The following is a 22,288-nucleotide window of genomic DNA, read 5'->3' as shown; positions in this document are numbered from 1 at the left end:
GATGCGGTCAGCTTCCGGCATGAAGGGGGAGGTGATCATCAGGAAATTGGGTTATTCCCCGCCGAACCATTTCTTGAAGATCTGATCGTATTCTCCGCTGGCCTTGACCGCGGCCAAGGCGCTGTTGATCAGTTCCAAGGTTTCCGTATCTCCCTTTTTCACGGCAAAGCCCAAGTACTCCGGCTCGTCCGGCTCGATCAAAAAGGCCAGGGTCAGGTTCTTTGAGAATTCCGGGTGGGTCAGGGCGTAGTCCGCGGCCACGGCGTCGTCGGCGATCACGGCGTCCAGGCGGCCGTTAGCCAGGTCGGTGATGGCCAAACCCACTTCGTCATAGCTCTTGGCGTTGTTTCCGGCAATGCGCATGGCGGCGAAGTAGCCTGTGGTCCCGATCTGCGCGCCGAGGGTCTTGCCTGCCAGGTCGGCCTCGGACTTGATCTCCGAGCTGGCCTGGACCACGACGCCCTGCTTGACTTCAAAATAAGGATCGGAAAAATCCATGGCGTTCTTGCGTTCCTCAGTGATGGACACCGAAGAGGAGATGGCGTTGTAGCGCCCGGCGGCCAGTCCCGCGAAAATGCCGTCCCAAGCCGTGTTCTGGATCACGGCCTCGAATCCTCCGGCCTTGGCCATGGCATTGACCAGATCCGGTCCGAATCCGACGCATTCGCGATCCTCGCTGATCATTTCCATGGGTGGCCACGTGCAGTCGGACGCGAAGGTGATCGTGCGCTGCGCCCAGGCCGTGGACGTCATCGCCGCCAACAGCAGTCCCGTCAGAAGAAAACGCTTCAACATGCTCAAAACCTCCATTCGTTTGCGTTGAGATGAATATCATGTGGAGAGAAACATCATCTTCCACACCGTGTGCCTCTAAAGAGTTGGCACCGTCAGGTCAAGAACCTGGACGGAAATGAGGCGGGTTCGCGAAGCCCTGGGTGAGTTTGATTTTGTTTTAGGCTGGAGTTGCGAAGCTTCCCGGCCCTGGGTAGTTTATGCTTGTTTGAGCGGGCTCAGCTTTCTATACACTTTTAAGAATGGAGGAAGTATGTCTCAGATTAATCGAGCGACCACTGCGAGTCGGTGGTTCATGGGCATGGTGGTCTTTTGGGCGGTTTCCCTAACCGGCACGGCATTCGCCGCTGCTTCGTATGACGAAACATTAGAAACCTTTTATGCGTTGCTGGCTGAAGGCAAAGCATCTGAAGCGATTACCGGCTTGATAGCAACAAATCCAAATTGGTATGCGACAGGAGAGGGACTTGAGGAGACCACTTCCAAACTGGCTCTGTTGCCGGAAACATTTGGTGCATACACCGGTCGAGAACGCATTGGGCTTTACGAATACAGCAGCCGAATCCATGTCCTCACATACCTTATGTACAACGCGGAAGCAGCCCTGCGGATGGAATTCATTTTCTACAAGCCGGAAGGTGATTGGAAAATCATTAACTTCAACTTCGGAGAGGTCTCTTCCGAAGAGCTGATCGAAAATGCCAGGGCAGGGGTTTTTCTTGGCATTACGGACAAATGACCTAAGCCTGTTCTCACCTGCCTGCAGCCACCGCGCGCAATCCCAGCCAGGCCCGGCGGCACATGCTTTTGACGACTTGCCGGGGATGGAAGGAGACCGGGCTGAGGCATTCCGGGGGATGGAAGGCGGAGAGGTCCAATTCCTCCAGGGAGAGCAGAGGAGTGGTGATCTGGTCTGAATGGTGGCCGGGCAGATTTTTGCGGCGGGCCTCACGCCAGAGAGGGATCTGCTCCGGATGCAGGCCCAGGGCCGTATAGATGGCTGTATCCAGGGCCACGGGGTTGTCCGAGGCGGCCAGCAGGCCCAGGTGGCAAGGCTCCCCGCTGGCCGGTCCGGAGACATGCATGGCCGTGACCGCGTCCAGCAGGGAGATGGTAGGCGGCAGGTGAGGCTGAAGGTCCAGGATCAGCGCGGCCAAGTCGTCGCCCTGACCATGGCGCATGTGGGCCAGGGCCTTGCGCACCCCGCAGACGCACCCGAACAGATTCTTGACCGCGGCGGTGATGAACATTTGGGAATGGGCCTTGAGCCGGGGCAGGTTGAGCAGCAGGTCGGCCTCCAGGGCGTGGCGGGAGATGCCCACCTGGAGGCCGCCGGCCAGGCGGATCGAAACCGGTCGGTTCAGATTGCGCACCGGCACGGGCAGGTCGGCCAGAGCCTCGGTCAATCCCGCGGCTCTGGCCACCTGCCCGGCGGTGCCGAAAGCCGGGGAGTCACCCACCTGGACGCGGACGCCGTGATCCAGCAGCAGGACGCACACGGCCCGGACCACCTGAGGATGGGTGCAGGAAAGGTGGGCCCGGCGGGAGGTGACCAGATTGGGCTTGACCAATACCGTGTCTCCGGGGCGAAAGACGCGGCCCAAAGCCTTCCAGCAAGCCTGAATTGACTCGGCCAACCGGTCCGGCTCGTAAGCCGGGCAGCGGGCCAGGGCCACGGGGATTCGCGGCCTCTCCTTGGGGGTGGTTTGTTGCACGTCCGCGGCGGAGCGCGTCGTCACGCCGCGCACTCCGGCAAGAGCCGGGCCAGCAGGCGCTGGTGCTTCAGCTCGTCCTCGGCCAGTTCCAGAAAGACCGGTTCCAGTTCCGTTCCCGCATGGACTCCGGCCAGGTTTTTGTAAAGGTCGTAGGCCGCGATTTCGATCATCAGGGCCAGTTCGGTCACGGACAGGCAAAAGCCGCCGTCCCTGCCGTCGGGACCAGGGCTGTCAAGCCGGGCCACGGCTGCTTCCAGCGATTCTCCGCCCTCAAGTATGTCTCCGGTCAATTCGTCAAAGCAGGTTTCAAAATCCCTCCGGGCATAGTCCGCGTCTGCGTGTTGCAGGCGATGGAAGATCACCCGGGCGTGGGTGCGTTCCACCTTGCCCAGGGTCGCCAAGGTCGCGGCCATTTCCGAGGATTTGGCCTTGCTTTCCGCAACCAGGTAAAATCGCTGGGCGGCTTTTTCCAGTTCCATGGCCTTCAGCAGGGCTTGAGACGTGGTATCAAACGACTCCCGGCCCAGGTCGAACACCTCCAGCCGGGGCATGTCGGTCAGCGCCCGCCCGTCCCAAGCCATGAACCCGCCGATCATATTCACGATGCGAATACCCGCTGGAAGGGCAGCCTGGGCCAGGTTGGCCGCGGCCATGGAGCGGGCCCCGCTTCGGCAGTAAAAAACGAGGTTCGGGGTGGTGCCCAGTTCGTTCAGGTGGGCTTCGATCTCCGGCAGCGGCAGCAGCCGGGCGCCGGGGATATGGCCCTCCTGGTATTCGCCGGGCTGGCGGACGTCTACCAGGGCATAGTCGGCTTCTTTCAGCTTGGCGCTGAACGCGGGGAGTTCCTCGGGGTAGATGGATTCGACGGGCATGGTTTGGTCCTTTGGTTTATGTGAGACAGTGGGGCAAGGTGGGAATTCCCCGTGTGGTTTGAAAACGTAACCGAGAAGCTTGACGTTGTTCAAGGTGGGAGTCGGCCAGAGAGTCGTTTTGAGAGCCGATCAGTCCAAGCTTGCAAGAGCCTTTGGAAAAGGACGCTACACGGCCATTCCTTGCTTCCATCGGCCAAGCGTGGTATTTTGATGAAATATGTTCGACATAGCATCTTTCATCCGCGAGCTGGCAATTATGGCCGTGCCGGTACTCATTGCCATAACCTGTCATGAAGCGGCCCACGGCTACGCGGCATGGCGCCTGGGCGACCCCACCGCCAAACATGCCGGAAGGCTCACCCTCAATCCCATCCGCCACGTCGATCCCGTGGGCACGATACTCTTTCCGCTCATTCTCGTTCTCATCAAAAGCCCGTTTCTTTTCGGCTGGGCCAAGCCTGTTCCGGTGGATCCCCGCTATTTCCAGAATCCGGTCAAGGGAATGATGCTGGTCTCCCTGGCTGGTCCGGGTACCAACTTCGCTCTGGCATTGGGCTTCGCTTTCCTGTTCCACGCCCTGATTTTCCTGGCCATGATGCTTGGCGGGGCCGGGATGAGCGTGATCGAGCCGCTGGCTCTGATGGCCCAGTACGGGGTACTCGTCAATCTGATTCTGGGGATTTTCAACCTGCTCCCCATCCCGCCCTTGGACGGAGCAAAGATCCTGGCCGGATTTTTGCCCGCCAGCGGCGTTCGCATGATCTACAGTTTCGAGAGATACGGCTTTGTCGTAATTATCTTGCTGCTGATGACCGGCGTACTGCAAAGTGTTCTGTTGCCGATGGTCAGATTTTTTACCAATATTCTGCTTTGATCGATCCATTTGAGCAGTTGGTCGGGTTTTTAAGACTGTTTTAACCACTTATTATCGAGGAAGATCGGTTTCATGTCCACGACCCCGCAACGCATTGTTTCCGGAATGCGGCCCACCGGGCCGCTGCATTTGGGCCATTACTTCGGCGTACTCGTCAACTGGATCGCCCTGCAGGAAGAGTACGAGTGCTTTTTCTTCGTGGCCGACTGGCACGCCTTGACCAGCGAGTACGCCAGTCCGGAAAGGATCAGACAGTTCGTGCCCGAGCTGGTTATGGACTGGGTGGCCGCGGGGCTGGACCCGGAAAAATGCACGATGTTCCTGCAGTCCCAGATCAAGGAGCATGCCGAGCTGCAACTCCTGCTGTCCATGATTACCCCTCTGGGCTGGCTGGAGCGCAACCCCACCTACAAGGAAGTGAAGGGGGAGCTTGAAGGCTCCAAGGACTTGAGCACCTACGGCTTTTTGGGCTACCCGGTGCTCATGGCCTCGGACATCTTGATCTACCGCCCGCAGCTCGTACCAGTAGGCCAGGACCAATTGCCCCACCTGGAGCTGACACGGGAAATCGCCCGGCGCTTCAACTTCCTTTATACTCCGCTCTTTCCGGAGCCCCAGGCCAAGCTGACCGAGGCCCAGAAACTCCCCGGCCTGGACGGCAGGAAGATGAGCAAAAGCTACGGCAACGCCATCCATCTTTCGGAATCCATGGAGCAGGTGACGCCGAAAATCATGAGCATGCTCACGGACACGAACAGGATGCGCAAAAAAGATCCCGGCAACCCGGACCAATGCAATATGTTTCCCTATCATGTGTTGATGACGGATGCCGCTCAGCGTTCCGAGATCGTCTCCGGCTGCACCCAGGCCACATTGGGATGCGTGGACTGCAAAAAGATGCTTTTACAGAGCCTTGGAGAGTTTTTGGAGCCCATGCGGGAACGGCGGGCCGCTTTGGAAGCTCAACCGTCACGGGTTTGGGAGATGCTGGAGGCCGGCAATCGCAAGGCCCACGAACAGGCCCTGGAAACGCTGACCCTTGCCCGGGAGCGGGTCAACCTGGAATACAAGGAATTGGCCGCCCTGCGGGCCTGAGACACGGGCCTTTTTCGGGTGCTTTTTCGTGATGCCGGGAATATGGAGCCGATATGAAGCACGTCAAAATCCTGTTTTTCCTTTTGTTCTGCGGGGCCATAGCCCTGGGCGCGGTGCAGAACGCGGAAACCCTGTCCCCGGTGTTGCCCATGGTGATCCATTGGCCGGGGTTGCTGTCCGTCGAGTTCGGTCTCCCCACCTTTGTCCTGATCTCGATCCTTTTCGCGATAGGGGTGGTGTTGACCAGTTTGACTTATCTGGGCGAACATTTTCGCTTAAAACGCTCAGTGGCTGAAACAAAACAAAATATCGCCGACCTAGAGCGTGAGCTTCTTCCCGAACCCGAACCAGAGCCAGATACGGAATCCCAAGCTGTATCTCAAGCCGAGTTCAAGACGGAATCCGACTCGACGTTCGAAACCTCCGAACCGGAAGAGCAACGGGAAGACTCGTCGGCTGCATGGCTGCGAGGGGCTGTTGCCGCAGAAATTTCATCCACGGAAACTTCCACGCTAACCTTTCAGAACCCCACGGAGTCCACGATGGAAAAGACAACCGCATCGGAATCGGAAAATAAGGTCCTTGCCGAGAATACGGGACAGGCCGCTACTAACAATACCACAGATCCTTCCCCTGAAAATCAAGAAAAAACTCCTGAATCCCCCTCCCATCCTCAAGCATCCGATACATCAGACTCTTCCCAAACTGTTTTGGAATCGATCTCGGAATCTCTCGATAAACAATCTGCCAAATCTTCCCGATCCGACAACGCATCTGAAAACCGATCGGAATTTAAGGAGGACGAAGTCCTGGAACGCCCCTCCGGTCCAGGATGGGGGGCCGTTTTGTTCCTCTCCGCCGCTTTGGCCCTTGTCGTAAGCAGCGGGGTCTACATCGTTCTCAACAATCAAGTCAGCAAGATGGCCGAGCAACTCGGCGACCTGCACATTCAAAGCGGTCATATGGCCTCGACTCAGGAAGAGATGGGGCGGGTATGGGAACGGGAACGAGTGTCGGTTCGCGATGAAATCGAATCTCTGGGGCAAGGCCAGAAGCAATTGGGTGCCGGGATAGAGAGCCTGGAAGAGCAGATGTTGGCCTTGCAGGCCCTGCCGGAGATCATGCGCAAGCAGCTTGTGGCCGGATTCCTTCGAGACACGGCGGGTAAGACCGCGTTTTTAGGATCTCAGGTGGAGACTGAGGAACAGCGTGAGACCTTGGAACGGGTTGAGGAGATGCTCCAATCCTTGGCCAAGGAGCTTGAAAACGCTGAAAAAGGCCGGTAACTCACTGATCGGGACTTTTTTTCGCGTCCAAGCCGGTATTGCAACGGATCGCCGCCAGATCGCGGCTGGAGACAGGGCGTATGCAAACCGGGTTTCGTCCAAGCTCTTGTCTCCGAAGACATCTAAAGGGGGATGAATCAACGTGTCGAAGCAGAAAACAAGTAAAACCAGCTCCAGTAAATCCAGCGCAAGTTCCAGTTCCGGTTCAAAGCTGACCAAGGCTGAACTTGAAGCCATCGCTCTCGAATTTCGCGAGGAGTTGAAAAAGGTCACCGAAGGGCAGAAATCTTTTCAGGACTCCAACGGGAAGGAACTCGAAGCCTTGAAGACGGGACTGGGGCGCTTGGAGCAAAGCCTCGCGGATTTCGGCTCCCGGTGGAACATCAACGAGAAACAGCTTCAGACCGTCGGAGAGATGGCCGCGTTGGCCCAACAGCGTCTGGACAAGGAACTCGCGGCACAGGGAGATCGTCCTTGGGAGAAGACCGGCGAGAAGCTGCAAAGTGTTCTGGAAGCGAACGCTCAGAAAATTGATGCTCTGGAAAAAGGCTTACGAAAGGATATCGTCGACTTGAAGAAGACGATTCAGGAAGCCGCGCAACGGGTGACCGACCTGGAAAGCCGGATGGCCGAGCACGCCGCCAATCTCCCCGCGGATCGGGAGCAGGACATCATTGATCTGGGTAGTCGTTTGGATGGTCGCCTGAATGCTCTGGAAAACGCCCTGCGAGAGAACACCGCGACCGGGGAAGAGCGCTTGGCCGCCTTGGAAAAGGAACGCATCGCCATGACCGAAAAGCTTGAAGAGATGCGGGAAGCCGTTCTCATCCCGACTCCGGCGCCGAAAGCTTCCTCCGCACCCGTCGAGAAGTCCTCATCTCCCGCCATGGTCGTGGCCCAACCTGAAAAAGCCGTTCAAGACTGGCTGCATCAAGCCCGTCTGTTGTGGAACGGTCAGCGGTACACCAATCCCCAGGCGGCCGCGGACTACCTGACCCGGGCACTGGAGATCGCTCCGGAGAATCCCGAACTGCTCAATGAACGCGGCTTGGCTCTGGCCGATGCAGGTTTTCCAGATAAAGCCGTGGCGGACTTCTCCAAGGCCATCCTCCAGGATGCAAGTCTGGCCTCATCGTTCCACAATCGCGGCCTGCTGTACATGAAGATGGACAAGCGCGACCTAGCCTGCCGGGATTTTCGTTCCGCCGCGGCCCTGGGAGATTCCCGTGCCCTGCGCATGGCCCAAGAAACCGGATACTGCGGTGGTTCCGTCTTCAAAAAGCTGTTTCGCGGCGTGATTGATTAATCAAGCTTCCGGTGGACGCCGTTTCGTCATCGCTTTCTGCCCGTCCCTACGGCAGCAAGCGATGACGAATATCAATTCATCCACCAATCCCGGTTGGGCGTCCCGGTCTCTCGGCACGCTCAGCCGGTTTTTTTTTGCACTCCGCGATATTGCCGCCATGGCCCGGAAACCACTGAGCATTGAACCACGGGGATGCTCGGATCACGTAATAAGCCTTTCAACGAAATCCTGCACTGTTTGTGCGGATTGTTGCACAATTGTGCAGTGCTGTTGTGCAGGTTGTTGCGCAAGCGAGAGGTCCTCTTGAGGTGTGTTGGTTTTAATATGTTGGTATTTAATGGCTTTATTTCTTGGTGTGCACTTTGCAATTGATGATTACCTTTTCCGGACGTCTTGAATAAAGCATGTTGGTGCGCTTGCCCATTCTCCCTGAAAGGGAGACGTCGTATAGCCGGTGGTTTCAACCACCGGTAGAAGGATATTACAGGGTGTGAGTCCTGAAGGGACGACATTTCATGCCGAAAAGGAAAGATAATGTCGTCCCTTTAGGACTCAAGCTAATTATGTGCCGCACCCCGGTGGTTGAAACCACCGGCTATACGATGTCATCCCTTCGGGATTGCAGAAATCTATTTGGAAATATTGTAGCGCAATATTGCGTATTTCATCAGTTTTCAGGCCTGAAACAATGATATCCCCGCTGCTTCATCGGGCGTTGAAAATAAGAAATCCGTCGAAATCTTCAACCTTTGCTTGAACAACCACGGAGCATGACCATGTCTCAACGTCCGCGGCGGGTGGTTTTGCCGCTTGTTTTGCTGATCCTTCTCGCCGGTTTGGGCTGGATGACTTACCAGGTGCTGCAACCCGATCCCCAACAACCGGGAACCGGAAGGCCCGCCGGAAGTCCGTCAGTCGCTGTCCATGCCGCGCCCGTGGAGGTTGGAGTTGTCCGTGATATCCGAACCTTTTCCGGCACCTTGACGCCCCGTGCGCAATTCGACGTCGCTCCGAAGATTTCAGGTCGAGTGGAAAAATTGTTCGTGGACGTGGGCGACCCGGTTCGGCGCGGCCAGCTTGTCGCTCAATTGGAGGACGCGGAATTCGTCCAACAGATGGAACAGACCCGGGCAGAGTTGGCCGTGGCCCGTGCCAACCTGGAGGAGGCCCGCAGCGAACTGGACATTGCGGAAAAGGAGTTTGTCCGGATCGAGTCTCTCCGGGGACAAATGGTCGCTTCCCAAGCCGAGTTGGATCTTTCTCAGTCCCGATATCTCGCTCAGCAGTCCCGATTGCGCGTGGCCGAGGCTCAGGTCGAACAACGCCAAGCCGCGTTGCGGGCCGCCGAAGTCCGGTTGAGTTACGCCCGGATAGAGGCCGCCTGGCCTGAGAACGGCGAGCAGAACCTTCGGATCGTGGGAGAGCGATTCGTGGATGAAGGAACGACATTGTCCGCAAATTCTCCCATGCTCAGCGTTCTGGACATCAGCGCGGTGCGGGCGATTTTTCATGTCACGGAACGGGACTATGCCCGGATTCGGGTCGGACAACAGGCCTTTGTGACCGTGGACGCCTTGCCCGATCATTCCTTCGAGGGGCATGTCGCCCGGATCGCCCCCATTTTTCGGGAGGCTTCCCGGCAAGCCCGTGTCGAACTGGAACTGCCCAACCCCGAAGGACTGATGAAGCCGGGCATGTTCGTTCGGGCGCGGTTGGAGTTGTCCCGAGCTGAGAACGCCGTGTTGGTCCCTTCCGCGGCCTTGGTCCGGCGCGACGGGCGTCAGGGCGTCTTCGTGATCCAGGAAGACGACACGGCCCGGTTGATTGCCGTGCGGGTCGGCATTTCCGAGGAAGGCATGTCCCAGATCCTGGAACCCGAGGACCTCTCTGGCGATGTGGTCACTCTGGGGCAGCATCTCCTGGAAGACGGCTCCACGGTGCGCATCGTCACCGACAACTAACATCACCCACGCCCCATGCACATCACCCAACAAAGCGTCTCCCGCCCTATTTTCACCATCATGGTCGTCCTGATCGTGGTGATTCTGGGCGGGGTGTCCCTGTCCCGGCTACCCATCGATCTGATGCCGGAATTGACCTATCCCACCTTAACCGTGGTGACGTCTTACGAGAACGCCAGTCCCGAAGAAATGGAAGAGCTGGTCACCCGGCTGGTGGAGGAAGCCGTGGCCGCGGTTCCGGGAGTGGAAGAAATAACCTCGGTCTCTTCCGAGGGCCGAAGCTCCGTGCGGGTGTCCTTTTCTTGGGGCACGAATCTGGACGCGGCGTCCAACGACATTCGCGATCGGCTGGATCGGATCGCCGGTCGGCTTCCCGACGCAGCTGATCGTCCGCAATTGTTCAAGTTCGACGCGGCCCAGTTTCCGATTCTGATCCTTGGAGCATCCAGCCGACTGGACCCAGTGGAAATGCGTCTGGTGATCGACAACCAGGTCAAACAGCGCATCGAACGGATTCCCGGCGTGGCCGCCCTGGACATTTGGGGAGGGCTGGAGCGGGAAATCCAGGTCAACGTCGATCCGGACCGCGTCCGCGCCCTGGGGCTCTCCCTGGATCAGATCGTCCAGGCCGTGCGCGAAGCCAATATCAACGTCCCCGCCGGGACCATCGACCAGGGCCGATTCGAGGTCACCCTGCGTACTCCCGGAGAATTCACCAGCCTGGAGGAAATTCGCTCCACCGTGGTCGCCATCCGGGACGGGGCACCCATCTATCTTGGTCAATTGGCCGAGGTCGCGGACGGGCACCAGCGCCAGACCAGAATCATCCGCATCAACGGCGAACCCGGAGTCCGCTTGGCCGTGCGCAAGCAGGCCGGGACGAACACCGTGCAGGTGGCCCAGACCGTGCTTCGGGAGTTGGAACGGATCAACGCGGACTTTCCCCAGGTCCAAATAACCTCGATTATCGACACCTCCAAGTACATCCAGCAGTCCATCACGAATGTCGGCCGGTCCATTCTGTTCGGCGGGACCCTGGCCGTGCTGGTCCTGCTCTTTTTTCTGCGTAATATTCGCAGCACTTTGGTCATCGCCACGGGCATCCCCATCTCCATCATCGCCACCTTTACCCTGATCTACTTCGGCGGATTCACCCTGAACTTGATGACCCTGGGCGGATTGGCCCTGGGGGTTGGGATGATGGTGGACAACGCCATCGTGGTCCTGGAAAATATTTACCGTCTTCGTGAACGGGGCGGCGAAAGTAAGGCCGTTGCTGTTCAGGGGACCAGTCAAGTGGCCGCGGCGGTGACGGCCAGCACCATTACGACGCTGGTGATCTTTCTGCCCATGGTCTTCCTGGAAGGTGTCGCCGGGGTGATGTTCCGTCAGTTGGCCTATGTAGTGGCCTTTGCTTTGATCTGTTCATTGCTGGTGGCCCTGACCGTGGTCCCCATGCTTTCCGCGCGGTTGCTGCAACCCACTGCCGGGACCGCCTCCCCCATCACGGGCGTACGGGGGCGGATGTACGCTCTCAGTGGACGGATGTTTAAAGAACTGGAGGACGCCTACCTGGATTTGCTGCAATGGGTTTTACGTCACCGGATGATCACTCTGGGACTGACCATTGCCGTGTTCATTGGCGCGTTGGCCCTGATCCCGCATCTTGGTTCCGAGTTCATGCCCAGCACGGATGAGGGTGAAGTGCGGGTCAATATTGAAATGGAGGTGGGCACCCGCCTGGAAGTGGTGGACGCCCAGGTCCGAAGGATTGAGGAAATCGTCCGGGATCTGGTGCCCGAGGCCGAAAACATGGTCGTCAATGTTGGCGCCTCGGGCTGGCGGGGGGGAGGCGGGTCCCGGGCTGAAATCCGCATGGCCCTGGTCCCGGCGGCCGAGCGGACCCGAAGCAGCGAGCAGATCGCCGCGGCCCTGCGTCCGGCCTTGAGCGGGATCCCCGGAACCGTGGTCCGCACCCGGGCCGGCCAGGGTTTGTTCATTCTGCGCATGGGCGCTGGGGACGGGGACAGCATGGTCGTGGAGGTGCGCGGCTGGGAGCTGGATCGCCTGGACGCCTTGGCCTCCGAAGTCGCTTCCCGCATGGAGATCGTCACGGGAATCACCGACGTCCGGCTCAGCCGCGAGGCCGGGGTGCGCCAGGAGCTCTTCCGCATCGACCGCACCCGGGCCGCGGACCTGGGCCTGTCCGCCACCAAGATCGCCCGAACCCTGGAAACCGCAATCGCCGGGAGCCGGGCCGCGAACTATCGGGAAGGCGGCTATGAATACCGCATTTTGGTCAAGCTGGCCGAGGCCGAGCGGATGGGTATCGAGGACATCCTGGACATGACCCTGCTCAACGCCGCCGGAGAGCAGGTCATGTTGCGCAACGTCGTGACCGTGGAGAGCGGGCGCGGCCCGATCCAGATCGACCGCAAGGACCAGCAACGAATCACCTCGGTCTCCGCGGCCATCAGTGGACGGGACCTGGGGGCCGTTGCCGCGGACGTGCGCGAGGTGTTGCGGGATATCCCCGTCCCCCGGGACTATGAAATCGTCTTTGCCGGAGATTACGAGGAGCAGCAGGAAGCTTTCGGAGAACTGACCCTGGCCCTGATCCTGGCCCTGATCCTGGTGTACATGGTCATGGCCTGCCTTTACGAATCCCTGCGCGACCCGCTGGTGGTTATGTTCGCCGTGCCCCTGGCCGCTATCGGCGTGGTCCTGATGCTGCTGCTCTCCGGGACCACCCTGAACGTGCAGAGCTTTATCGGCTGCATCATGCTCGGCGGGATCGTGGTCAACAACGCCATCCTCATCGTGGATCAATCCTCGAACCTGCGCAAAAACAAGGGATTCTCACCCATGGACGCCGTCCAGGAAGCCGGACGACGCCGACTGCGCCCGATCCTGATGACCACCCTGACCACGGCCCTGGCCCTGACCCCCCTGGCCCTGGGCTGGGGCGAAGGCGCCGAAGCCCAGGCCCCCATGGCCCGCGTGGTCATCGGCGGCCTGGCTAGCTCCTCCTTGATCACTTTGGTGGTGATTCCGGTGATGTATACGTTGTTTTACGGGGCGAGGAGGCAAGAAGAAGGACCGGGCTTGCCCCGGGCGGTCGTCGAGGCGGAATCGCGGTAACGGACGGAAAGTCGACTTGTCGTTTCGTCTTGAGAAAAACGTTTTTTGGGAGAATCCACGAGATCAAAAAAAGGGCGGCCCTTTTGCGGGCCGCCCTTTTTTCGTGATGATCAGGCCGCGCCCTGATTGATGACGAAGCCTTTGCCGAATCCGCCGGTGGATGCGGAGGTGCCGGCGATTTTGGAGAGGTAGACGTTGCCCAGGTTCTTGATGTGGCCGGCCACGTTATCGAAGTGGCTGAAGTGGGCCTGCTCCTCGTCGATGATCTGCTCGAAGAGCTTCATGCTGATGCTGTCGCCGTTTTCCCGACAGACCAGCAGGAATTGGTTGTAGACGTCCACGGTGTTGTCTTCCAGGCCGGCGTCGAAGGTGAAGATGGTTTCCACGTCCTGGTTCTTTTGGGTTTTGGCCGCGGGGTCCGTGGTGGGCTCGCCGCCCAGTTCCTTGATCCGCTCCGCGAACATTTCGGCGTGGCGCATCTCGTCGATGGCGATGAGCTTCTGGTTGGCGGCCAGCTCGCCGTAGTCCATGTCGTCCAGGGCGTAGTGCTGGTTCATGTACTGGGTAATGGCGTGCAGTTCCATGGCCCGTGCCTTGTTCAGGACCTCGATCACCTTGGCCCTGCGTTCTTCCTTGCTTGCTGAAGGGGTCGCGCTTTCCATAGTGGTTGCTCCTTGGTTGAGAAGTTGGGTTTGTTCGGCGGTCGTCTTCGTCGACTCCCGCATCGTAGTCCCAATGATTTCGAAGTCAATGTGACCGGTCGGATCGCTTGTTCCGGCCCGTTCCGGCTACCTCGCGTTGTTCCAGTTCGGTGACCAGGGAGGCCACGTCCAGGATCAGGGCCAAGGCACCGTTGCCCATGATCGTGGCCCCGGAGAGGCCCCTCATCCCGTTGAACACCCGGCCCAAACCTTTAATCACGGTCTGGAGTTGACCCACGATGCTGTCCACGACCAGACCGACGCGGCGGTTGCCGGCCTGGACCACCACCACCTGTTCGATTTCCGGCCCCGTGGAACCCATGTGGTACCAATTGCGCAACACCAGGCAGGGCAGCAGTTCGCCGCGCACGTCGTAGGCCTTGGCGATGCGCTCGGGCTCGTCGTCCCCGCGCTGAATCTCGACGCACTCCAGGACGTCGGAAAGCGGGATGACGTAATACTCCTCGCCCAGGGTCACCAGCAGGCCCTCGATAATCGCCAGGGTCAGGGGCAGGCCGATGTTGATGGTCGTGCCCTGGCCGGGGCGGCTGTCGATTTCCACCGTACCCTTGAGGGACTCCAGGGAACGCTTGACCACGTCCATGCCTACCCCTCGACCGGAAACCGCGGTGACCTTTTCGGCCGTGGAAAAGCCGGGGGCGAAAATCAGTTGGAGCACGTCGCGGTCCGGGGGGCGTGAGTCCGCTCTGGCCAGCCCCCTTTCCACGGCTTTGGCGAAAATCTTGTCCGGGTCGATGCCTCCGCCGTCGTCCTTGATGACGATCCGCACCTGTCCGGCACTCTGCATCGCGGAGAGGGTGATCGTACCCTTGGCTGGTTTGCCCTGGGCCCTGCGGATTTCAGCGGATTCAACGCCATGGTCGATGCTGTTGCGCAGAATGTGCACCAGAGGGTCGCTGAGTTTTTCGATGACCGTCTTATCCAGCTCGGTTTCCGCGCCGTTGGTCTTCAGTTCGATTTCCTTGTTCAACTCTGAAGATAAGTCTCGTACCAAGCGGCGAAACCTGTTGAAGGTCGAACCGATGGGCAGCATGCGCAGGGACAGGGTCCGCTCACGCAGGTCGCCGCTCAAGCGTTCGATTTCCTCGCTGACCGAGGTGAGCAGCGGATTATGCAGTTCGGATTCGATCTGCTTCAGCCGTGCTTGAACAATGACCAATTGCCCGACCAGATCGACCATGTCGTCCAGTTTCGTGGCGCTGACCCGGATGGAGGCGATCTCCTCGGCCTTCACGCCGCCTGCTGGAGGGGCTTTGCGCGGCTCGGCCTCAGAGGCTTCCTGGGATGCGGCCTGGGGCGGAGCGGGGGAGGAGGGAGCTCGGATGGAAGAGACCGCCGCCGGGGAGCCGGGCTGGCTGGACGAGGGAGCGGATGATGATTCGGTGGGCTCGGGCAATTCGAGATCGTCATCCTCGTCGGCCGGAAGCGGCGCGACTGGCCGGTTAGTCGCCGCCAACAGCCCGGAAAGTTGCGCGGCCTGGGCCTGCCGGAGCTTGGCTGCTTCGTCGACGTTGATCTCTCTGAACTGGCTCACGTCGCCGGGGTCGTCCAGGAAGAGGAATACGTCGCGGATCGTTTCCTCGTCCGCGCCGGTTTGGAGAATCACGTCCCAACTCGTGACGCAACGTGAAGGTTCCAGACTGTCCAGCGGAGGAACAAGCTCAGGAGATGCATGGATCTCGCATGGGCCGAGTTGCTGCATTTGGCTCAAAAAATCCATGGGGTCCAGGGAATCGAAGGACTTGTTCGCGGGGTGGTAGCGCAGGTGATAGAGCCGAAGGAGTATGTCGGCATCCTTGTCGTTTTCGGGTCGGCAGGACCCGCAGTCCTCGCAAGCGGACTCGACGGGTCTGGATGCGGCATGTACCGGGGCGTCCAAGACCTGCTCCAGGTCCATCAGGATTTGGGTGGTTTTGTCCTGGGGCAAGCCTTTTTCCGGGTCTTGGAGATATTCGGTCAACATATCCTTGTAGCGGAAGGACAGGGTGACCAGCTTCGGATTGCAGGCGATTTCCCGCGACCTTACCCGGTCGAACAGGCTTTCCAGATCGTTGGTCAATTCCCGGACGTCCTCCAGACCAAGCATGGCCGCGGAGCCCTTGATGGTATGCAGGGAGCGGAAAACGCGGTGGACGCCGTCGATGTTGCCCGGCTCGATCTCCAGCTCCAGCAGGGCGCTCTCCAACTCAGCCAAAAGCTCCTGGCATTCTTCGATGAACAATTGGTATTTCGTGCTCATGAGCCGCTCTCCAGCATCCAGGCAAAGCCGAGGTTCTGGAATTGTTCGAGGAGTTCGTCGGCTGGAGCGAAGGTCAGTCCGCGGTCCAGCCGGGCGCTGGTCTTCAGAGCCGAGACCAGGGCTTGCAAACCGGCGGCGTCTACGTACCGGGTGGCGCTCAGGTCCAGACGCAGGCTCGCGGCTTTGGCCGGGGCCGCGTGGAAGCAGTTCCGAAATTCCTCGACTTGGGACAATTCGAACCGCTCTCCGAAGACCAGGACGGCTTGGCCGCCGATCATCTTCCAGGGGGGATCAGCACTGAGGGAACAGGTTTCCGGGACCGTCTCGCTCGGAGGCGATTGGATCTGAAACATGGACTTTTCCAATTCCCTGATCCGTTCCGCCGGAACGTCGATCAACGTCCCGACCACGTCGGGATCGATGATTGTGGCGAACAGGACGTTCAGGGGGATACGTTGCGCAAAGCCGTCTTCCAGGGTGCCCGTGGCCTCGAAGTCCACCTTGCAGTCCAGGATCAGACCGGAGTCCTGGAGGGTTTTGATGGTGTCGTAGGGCGTTTTGTCCTTGCGGTGAATGTCGTGGATCAGGTCGAATTCGATGTGATAGAGAAACTTTCCGCCTTTGAGCCCCTGCTCCAAGGTGAACATGTCCACGTCGAAAATGGACTGGCCTTGCGTTGACGGCAGGCTCATGGCCGTTTCCGTGCTCAGCTTGGTTTCCGGAGTGAGCAGTCCTTGAATTCGAGAAAGAATGTCTGAAATATCCAGGCATTCGCTGTTTCCGGGATCGTTGATCATGGCGTTGAGCTGGTCGAAGCCTTCCAGCAGGATTTGGCAGGTCGGTCGATCCGGGCGGAGTTTTTGATCGCGCATCAGGTGCAGGGCGTTTTCCAGCTTGTGGGCCAGGGAACCGATGGTCTCCAGGCCGAAAAAACCGGCCGCGCCCTTTATGGAATGGGCGGTACGAAAAATCCGGTTGATCAGCTCCTCGTCATAGGCTCCTTCCAAGTCTTCCAGAGCCATGATGTCGGATTCGATGCTTTCCAGGTGCTCCTTGGAATCTTCGATAAACGCGTCCATCAATTCATCGGACATAAAGCTGTCTCACTTTTTGGGGGTCAGAGGCGACGGCTGCGAAGCAACGGATTCGGCATGCATGGGCCGTGTGGGTCATTCGGCCTTTCGAATGGTGAAGTGCTTGTCCAGGCGCATGACGACCAGCACGTTGTAGATGTCTTGCTTGACGTTTATCAGGGTAAGGCGGCCTTGTTTGGTTTTCAGGGAGTTGTGCGTGGCCACGAGCAGACCCATGCCCAGGGAGTCCACCATGTCCACGTTGCTCAGGTCAATGGTTAAGTCGGTATGGCTGGTCTTAACCAAGTTTGATAATTCCAAGCGGAGTTCATCAATCTTCGAGCCGACCATGTTTTCGGTTACCTTGGCGAAAATTTTCTGCCCATCTTTTTGTATTTGCAACATTTTTTTGACTCCCGATGGTTCTAATCGCTTGCGTAACGTTATCCGGTTGCCGGAATCATTGAATTCTATCTGATCAAAAAAACTACGAATGATCGCCAAGCCCCGACCGGACTCGCTGCTGGGCGGAGGCAATTTCCAGTTTCGGTTTTGCCATTCGAAGCCGGGGCCTTGATCCTGAATCACGAATTCAAGGAGGTCCGGGTGAATGCTGACCATGCAAGTCACTGATTTTCCTTGGTCGGAACAGTTGCCGTGGATCACGGCGTTGGTCAAGGCTTCACGCAGAGCCAGGAGAATCATGAAATGATCCTCGGTGGGAAGTTTGTCTCGCAGGAGACCTTGCGCCGACAGGCAGGCTTGATCCACCTCCGTGAGGTTCGAAGGAATGCTCAGCCCCATTTGGTTTTCGGTCCGCGATAAAATCAGCATGGTCATATTTCGACGGCCAGCAGCACGGCGTCGTCTTGAACCCTGGCTTTTTGCAATATTCGGACCTGAATATGGCCGGGGCAAGTCGCCAAGGGGAGGGATCGGCATTCTTCGCAGGCTTGGATCAAGGTTCGAATGTCGTCGTGATCGCCACGGGTTTGGTTGTTTTTCACGTCCAGCAAACCGTCGGTGTAGAGAAAAACTCTATCGCCCTTGGTGACTGGCCGGGAAATCGGGTTCAGGTAAATGTGCGGAAACGGGCCAAGGATGTCGCCCTCGGCCCGCAGGATTTCCACTTCGCCGTTATTTCCCACGAAAATCGGCGGCGGGTGGCCGGCTGAGAGAACCGTGAGATGGTCGCGTCTGCCGTTAAGCACGGCGTAGGCAGCCGTGAGGAATCTTCCAGGCGGAAGAACGTCGTGGAGCACATTGTTGATGGTGGTCAGGGTTTCCACGGGCGTGAACAGCGGGCTTGCGTTTTGGCGTATCAGGGCCTTGACCCCGGAGGTGATGAAGGACGTCTTCAGGTCGTGCCCGCTGATGTCCGCAACGACATAGCCAAAACCGCCGCTGACCGGAAACACGTCGTAGTAGTCGCCTCCGGCTTCCAGGATGGGCTCGTAGAAGACGGCGAATTTGGCTTCGGGGTGTTCTTCGGGCTTGGTGAGCATGGATTGCTGAGCCTCGCCGATCTGGCGCAATTTCTCGGCCTGTTCGGCGATCACGCTCCGATAGGCCCGCGCCACCTTCAGGTTGGTCCGGACCCGGGCCAGAATCTCCAGGGGCTCGAAAGGTTTGGTGACATAGTCCACCGCGCCCAGTTCAAATCCTTTGACCTTGGAGCCAAGATCGTCCAGCGCGGAGAGAAAAATGACCGGGACGGCGGCGGTGACCGGTTCTTCCTTGAGCCGGAGCAAGGTTTCAAAACCGCTTTCGCCGGGCATCATGATGTCCAGCAGGATCAAATCCGGACAGTGCGTTAGGGCATGGCTTCGGCCTTCACTACCGGTTTCGGCCTGAATCGTCGCGAATCCGGAAGAAGCCAGTATCCGCTGGAGCACCACTCGATTCGTGGGGTCATCGTCGATGATCAAAACCAAGGGTGTGTCGCGTGGAGAATGGACCATGGGTACACCGTAGGACCAGGAGCGGTTGCTGGTTGACGTGGATGAATGCTCGGAGGATGCTTCAGACTCGAGACTTGCTATCCAGGATCAGTTTTCTCATGCCTGCATGGCGATGTCCGGGCTTCCGTGTCCGCCTTACCAGACGATTCGTTTGTTTGCCAGCAAAAAAACGAGCCGGGACGTGAAAAAAGTAAAGAATGGAGAGCCGGTCCGCATCGTAAGAGCGGGATCAGGTCGGCTCGCCGGGGCGACGTTGATACCTGCTCCGCAGTTTGATGCACAGGTCCCAGGTCATCCGGGCTTCGTCGATGTTCCACTTCAAGGCGGTAAGGCCGTAGAGGGCCGCCAATGCCGGGATCAGCACCAGGGCGGGCTTGCCCAGGACGGAAGCCGCCAGGGCCGCGCCGCCCAGGGCCGCGCTGAGCACGGTCATCCGCGTCAGTTGCGGGCCGATGCTCAGCCACGGGCCGACCCGTCGACGCAGAATCGCGCCGAGCAGGAGTACGTTGGCCCAGGAACTGAGCGCCGCGGCCAGGGCCAGGCCGACGTGGGCCAGGTAGCGCATCAACACCAGGCTCAAGGCCACATTGATCAGCAGGCAGACCGCGGCCACAAGGACCGGGGAGCGGGTGTCCTCCAGAGCGTAGAAGGCCGAAACCAGGGGCCGGACGCAGGCAAAGGCCGGCAGGCCGACGCTGTAACCCACCAGAGCCCAGGCCGTGGCCCGCACGGCTTCGTCACCAAAGGCGCCGCGTCCGAACACCGCGTCGATGATCGGCAGGCTCATTCCGGCCAGACCCGCGGCCGAGGGCAGGCAGACGAACAAAGTCATGCTCAGGGTAGTGTTCAAGGTCCGCCGAAATCCCTCCATGTCCTTGCCCGCGGCCAGGAGAGACAGGCTGGGCAGGGCCGCCGTGCTCAGGGCCACGCCGAACACGCCCAGAGGCAGCTGGACCAACCGGTCCGCGAAATAGAGGTAGGAAATGCTTCCGGCGGTCAGCAACGAGGCCAGCAAGGTGCCGATGACAATGTTGATCTGGTAGACCGCCGCCCCGAACACCGTGGGCAGCATCAGGGAGCCGATCCGCTTGACTCCGGGATGCTTCAGATCAACCGGACCGCGCCAGGACAATCCGAATCGGCGCAGATAGGGCTGCTGAAGCATCCACTGGCCCAGGCCGGAAAGGCAGACCCCCCAGGCCAGGGCCAGGGCCACGTCCCAGCCCATGGCCATGGCCAGCAGGGCGGAAAGGATCAGGCCCAGGTTCAGGATGCACGGCGCAACGGCCGGGGCCCAGAAGTGGTTCAGGGAGTTGAGCACGCCCATGCACAGGGCCACGGCGGAGATGAACAGGATGTACGGAAAGCAGATCCGGACCAGGGTCACGGTTCCGGCCAGGATTTCCGGATCTCGGCCAAAGCCCGGGGCAATGAGCAAGGTCAGCGGTTCGGCCCAGATTATGGCCGCGACGCAGATCACCGTCAGGATCGCCGTCAGCCAGATCAGCACGGACCTGGCCAGGACAAAGGCCTCCTGACTCCCTTTTTCCCGCCATGTTCGTGAAAAAACCGGGATGAAGGCCATGGTCAGGGAGCCCTCGGCAAATAGCCTGCGCAGCAGATTGGGCAGGCGGAAGGCCACGAAAAAAGCGTCCGCCCAGATGCCCGCGCCCAGGGCGAAGGCAATGGTCATGTCCCGCAGAAAACCGAGAATCCGGCTGGCCACGGTACCCGCGGCGACCACGGATGCGTTGCGGGCGATGCGACCCGTGAAGGAGGCGGGAGGAGAAGGTGGCTTCTGTTCGGTCACCGGATTCCAATTCCTAATCCATCTATACGTTGTTTACTTGAAGAAATGCCGTTATCGATGTCGGAATCGCTATCGGAATCAATACTGTTTGTTCACTTGTACCATTTATTCGACTCCGATACCGATACCGAAAGAGAATCTTTGAATTGGAAATGGTATGAGAGCAAAGCTACCGCTGAAGCAGGGCGCGAACACGGGCTTTGACTTCCTGGATGATCTCCCGTTCTCCGGGCACCTGGCGGCCCTGCATCAGGATTTTCCCGGCGCAGATGGTGGTGTCCACGCAGTCGCCGTTGGCGGCGTAGACCAGGTTGGAAATCAGGTTGTGGTTCGGGACGAGTTGGGGGTGGTTTAGGTCCAACAGCAGACAGTCCGCGAGCATGCCCGGAGCGATGCGTCCGGCGTTCAGGCCGAAAATTTTCGCCCCGTTGACCGTGGCGCAGGCCCAGGCTTCCGGCGCGGGCATGACCGTGGGGTCTCCGGTCACGGTTTTGCGGCTCAGGGCCGCGAACTTCATTTCCTCGAACATGTCCAGATTGTTGTTGGAGGAGCAGCCGTCCGTGCCCAGGCCGATGCAAATTCCCAGGCCGTGCAGCCGGCGATACGGAAAGGCCCCGGAGCAGAGCTTCATGTTGGAAGCGGGCAAGTGGGCGACCTTGACGTTCTGTTCGGCCAGGATGCGCATTTCCTCATCGTCCAGCCAGATGGCATGAGCCGCGAGGACATTCGGGCCGAGAAAGCCGATCTCCTGCAGATACCGAACAGGCGTCGTGCCGTGGGCCGCCACGCAGTCCTCAACTTCCCGTTGGGTTTCCGCCAAATGGATGTGCAGGATCAGATTCTTGTCCCGGGCGAATTCGGCCAGCCATATCAATGAATCCCTGGACACGGTATAGATGGCATGCGGCCCCAGGGCGTACTGGATGCGGTGTGAGGTTTCGTGTTTCTGGTCGAAAAAAGCCTGGGCCCGTTGCTTGAACTTGGCTGCTTGTCCCGCATCGTTGAAGTCGATGAACGGCAGGGAGAGCATGGCCCGCAGGCCCATATCCTCCACGGCCCGGACGGCACCGGGCATATGCCAGTACATGTCGCAAAAAAACGTGGTCCCGGTCTTGATCATTTCCAGGCAGGCCAGTTTTACGCCCCAGTAGACGTCCTCCTGCGTCAACTTCCGTTCCAGAGGCCAGATGTGCGCATGCAGCCACGTATGCAGGTCGATGTCGTCTGCGTACCCGCGCAGCAGCGTCATGCCCGCATGGGTATGGGCATTGATCAGCGAGGGAACGATGGCCTTGTCCGTGGCGTCGATGACCGTCACGGCCCGCTCCGGCAGATCCGGCAGATTCGGGCCCACCGCGACGATCTGTTCGCCCTGGATCAGGACGTCGACTTCCCGGCCTTCGTGCCAATCGAGAAGGGCGTTTTTGATCAGGATGCTCAT

General features: G+C 59.2%; 17 protein-coding genes. 7 read left to right on the top strand and 10 right to left on the bottom strand.

The features are described from left to right. Positions 1-51 precede the first annotated feature (51 nt). Positions 52-795, bottom strand: coding sequence for a basic amino acid ABC transporter substrate-binding protein (locus GY33_RS0108310; RefSeq protein ID WP_031386888.1), 744 nt, complete (start codon positions 793-795; stop codon positions 52-54). 250 nt (positions 796-1,045) lie between these two features. On the opposite strand from GY33_RS0108310, the gene GY33_RS0108305 reads away from it, so the two are divergent. Further along, positions 1,046-1,531, top strand: coding sequence for a hypothetical protein (locus GY33_RS0108305; protein ID WP_031386887.1), 486 nt, complete (start codon positions 1,046-1,048; stop codon positions 1,529-1,531). Between the two features lie 13 nt (positions 1,532-1,544). On the opposite strand, the gene GY33_RS19090 is transcribed toward GY33_RS0108305, so the two are convergent. Both GY33_RS19090 and GY33_RS0108295 read right to left on the bottom strand, forming a co-directional pair. Next, on the bottom strand, positions 1,545-2,531 hold the full coding sequence (locus tag GY33_RS19090) for a DUF362 domain-containing protein (RefSeq protein WP_161788456.1): 987 nt from the start codon (positions 2,529-2,531) through the stop codon (positions 1,545-1,547). Continuing rightward, positions 2,528-3,379: a rhodanese-like domain-containing protein gene (locus GY33_RS0108295; RefSeq protein WP_035271600.1), complete on the bottom strand. Its 852-nt coding sequence runs from the start codon at positions 3,377-3,379 to the stop codon at positions 2,528-2,530. Before GY33_RS0108295 ends, GY33_RS19090 begins: the two co-directional genes overlap by 4 nt. 217 nt (positions 3,380-3,596) lie before the next feature. On the opposite strand from GY33_RS0108295, the gene GY33_RS0108290 reads away from it, so the two are divergent. The 6 genes from GY33_RS0108290 to GY33_RS0108260 all read left to right on the top strand — a co-directional run bounded on the left by GY33_RS0108290 (position 3,597) and on the right by GY33_RS0108260 (position 13,042). Continuing rightward, entirely contained in the window at positions 3,597-4,253 is a 657-nt protein-coding gene (locus tag GY33_RS0108290; protein ID WP_031386884.1) for a site-2 protease family protein, read from the top strand. 72 nt (positions 4,254-4,325) lie between these two features. Next, positions 4,326-5,348 (top strand): tryptophan--tRNA ligase, encoded by a 1,023-nt coding sequence (gene trpS, locus GY33_RS0108285; RefSeq protein WP_031386883.1) that lies wholly within the window; start codon positions 4,326-4,328, stop codon positions 5,346-5,348. A gap of 149 nt (positions 5,349-5,497) precedes the next feature. Next, positions 5,498-6,634 carry a LapA family protein gene (locus GY33_RS0108280; RefSeq protein ID WP_161788455.1) on the top strand — a complete coding sequence of 379 codons (1,137 nt, stop codon included), beginning with the start codon at positions 5,498-5,500 and terminating at the stop codon, positions 6,632-6,634. A 142-nt stretch (positions 6,635-6,776) separates the two neighbouring features. Continuing rightward, a complete protein-coding gene (locus GY33_RS19735) occupies positions 6,777-7,940 on the top strand; it encodes a tetratricopeptide repeat protein (RefSeq protein ID WP_031386881.1) in 1,164 nt (387 codons plus the stop codon). A gap of 776 nt (positions 7,941-8,716) precedes the next feature. Next, positions 8,717-9,901, top strand: a complete 1,185-nt coding sequence (locus GY33_RS0108265; RefSeq protein WP_031386880.1) for an efflux RND transporter periplasmic adaptor subunit — start codon at positions 8,717-8,719, stop codon at positions 9,899-9,901. 15 nt (positions 9,902-9,916) lie between these two features. Further along, positions 9,917-13,042: an efflux RND transporter permease subunit gene (locus GY33_RS0108260; RefSeq protein ID WP_035271597.1), complete on the top strand. Its 3,126-nt coding sequence runs from the start codon at positions 9,917-9,919 to the stop codon at positions 13,040-13,042. Positions 13,043-13,152: 110 nt separating this feature from the next. Here the strand turns inward: GY33_RS0108260 and GY33_RS0108255 are convergent, their stop codons facing one another. The 7 genes from GY33_RS0108255 to GY33_RS0108225 form a co-directional block, all read right to left on the bottom strand. Next, positions 13,153-13,704: a ferritin-like domain-containing protein gene (locus GY33_RS0108255; protein ID WP_031386878.1), complete on the bottom strand. Its 552-nt coding sequence runs from the start codon at positions 13,702-13,704 to the stop codon at positions 13,153-13,155. Positions 13,705-13,789: 85 nt separating this feature from the next. Beyond that, a complete protein-coding gene (locus GY33_RS0108250) occupies positions 13,790-16,003 on the bottom strand; it encodes a chemotaxis protein CheA (RefSeq protein ID WP_035271595.1) in 2,214 nt (737 codons plus the stop codon). Beyond that, positions 16,000-17,097: an Hpt domain-containing protein gene (locus GY33_RS0108245; protein WP_031386876.1), complete on the bottom strand. Its 1,098-nt coding sequence runs from the start codon at positions 17,095-17,097 to the stop codon at positions 16,000-16,002. Before GY33_RS0108245 ends, GY33_RS0108250 begins: the two co-directional genes overlap by 4 nt. Before the next feature lie 75 nt (positions 17,098-17,172). Further along, a complete protein-coding gene (locus tag GY33_RS19080) occupies positions 17,173-17,910 on the bottom strand; it encodes an ATP-binding protein (RefSeq protein ID WP_035271592.1) in 738 nt (245 codons plus the stop codon). 2 nt (positions 17,911-17,912) lie between these two features. Then, positions 17,913-19,037: a PP2C family protein-serine/threonine phosphatase gene (locus tag GY33_RS0108235; RefSeq protein WP_031386874.1), complete on the bottom strand. Its 1,125-nt coding sequence runs from the start codon at positions 19,035-19,037 to the stop codon at positions 17,913-17,915. Positions 19,038-19,266: 229 nt separating this feature from the next. Beyond that, a complete protein-coding gene (gene murJ, locus GY33_RS0108230) occupies positions 19,267-20,847 on the bottom strand; it encodes a murein biosynthesis integral membrane protein MurJ (RefSeq protein WP_051822422.1) in 1,581 nt (526 codons plus the stop codon). A 169-nt stretch (positions 20,848-21,016) separates the two neighbouring features. Next, complete coding sequence (locus GY33_RS0108225; RefSeq protein ID WP_031386872.1) at positions 21,017-22,288, bottom strand: amidohydrolase; 1,272 nt, start codon at positions 22,286-22,288, stop codon at positions 21,017-21,019.

Source organism: Desulfonatronum thiodismutans, from assembly GCF_000717475.1.
In the GTDB taxonomy this organism is placed as follows: domain Bacteria; phylum Desulfobacterota; class Desulfovibrionia; order Desulfovibrionales; family Desulfonatronaceae; genus Desulfonatronum; species Desulfonatronum thiodismutans.
This window is presented reverse-complemented; position numbering and strand designations above follow the sequence as displayed.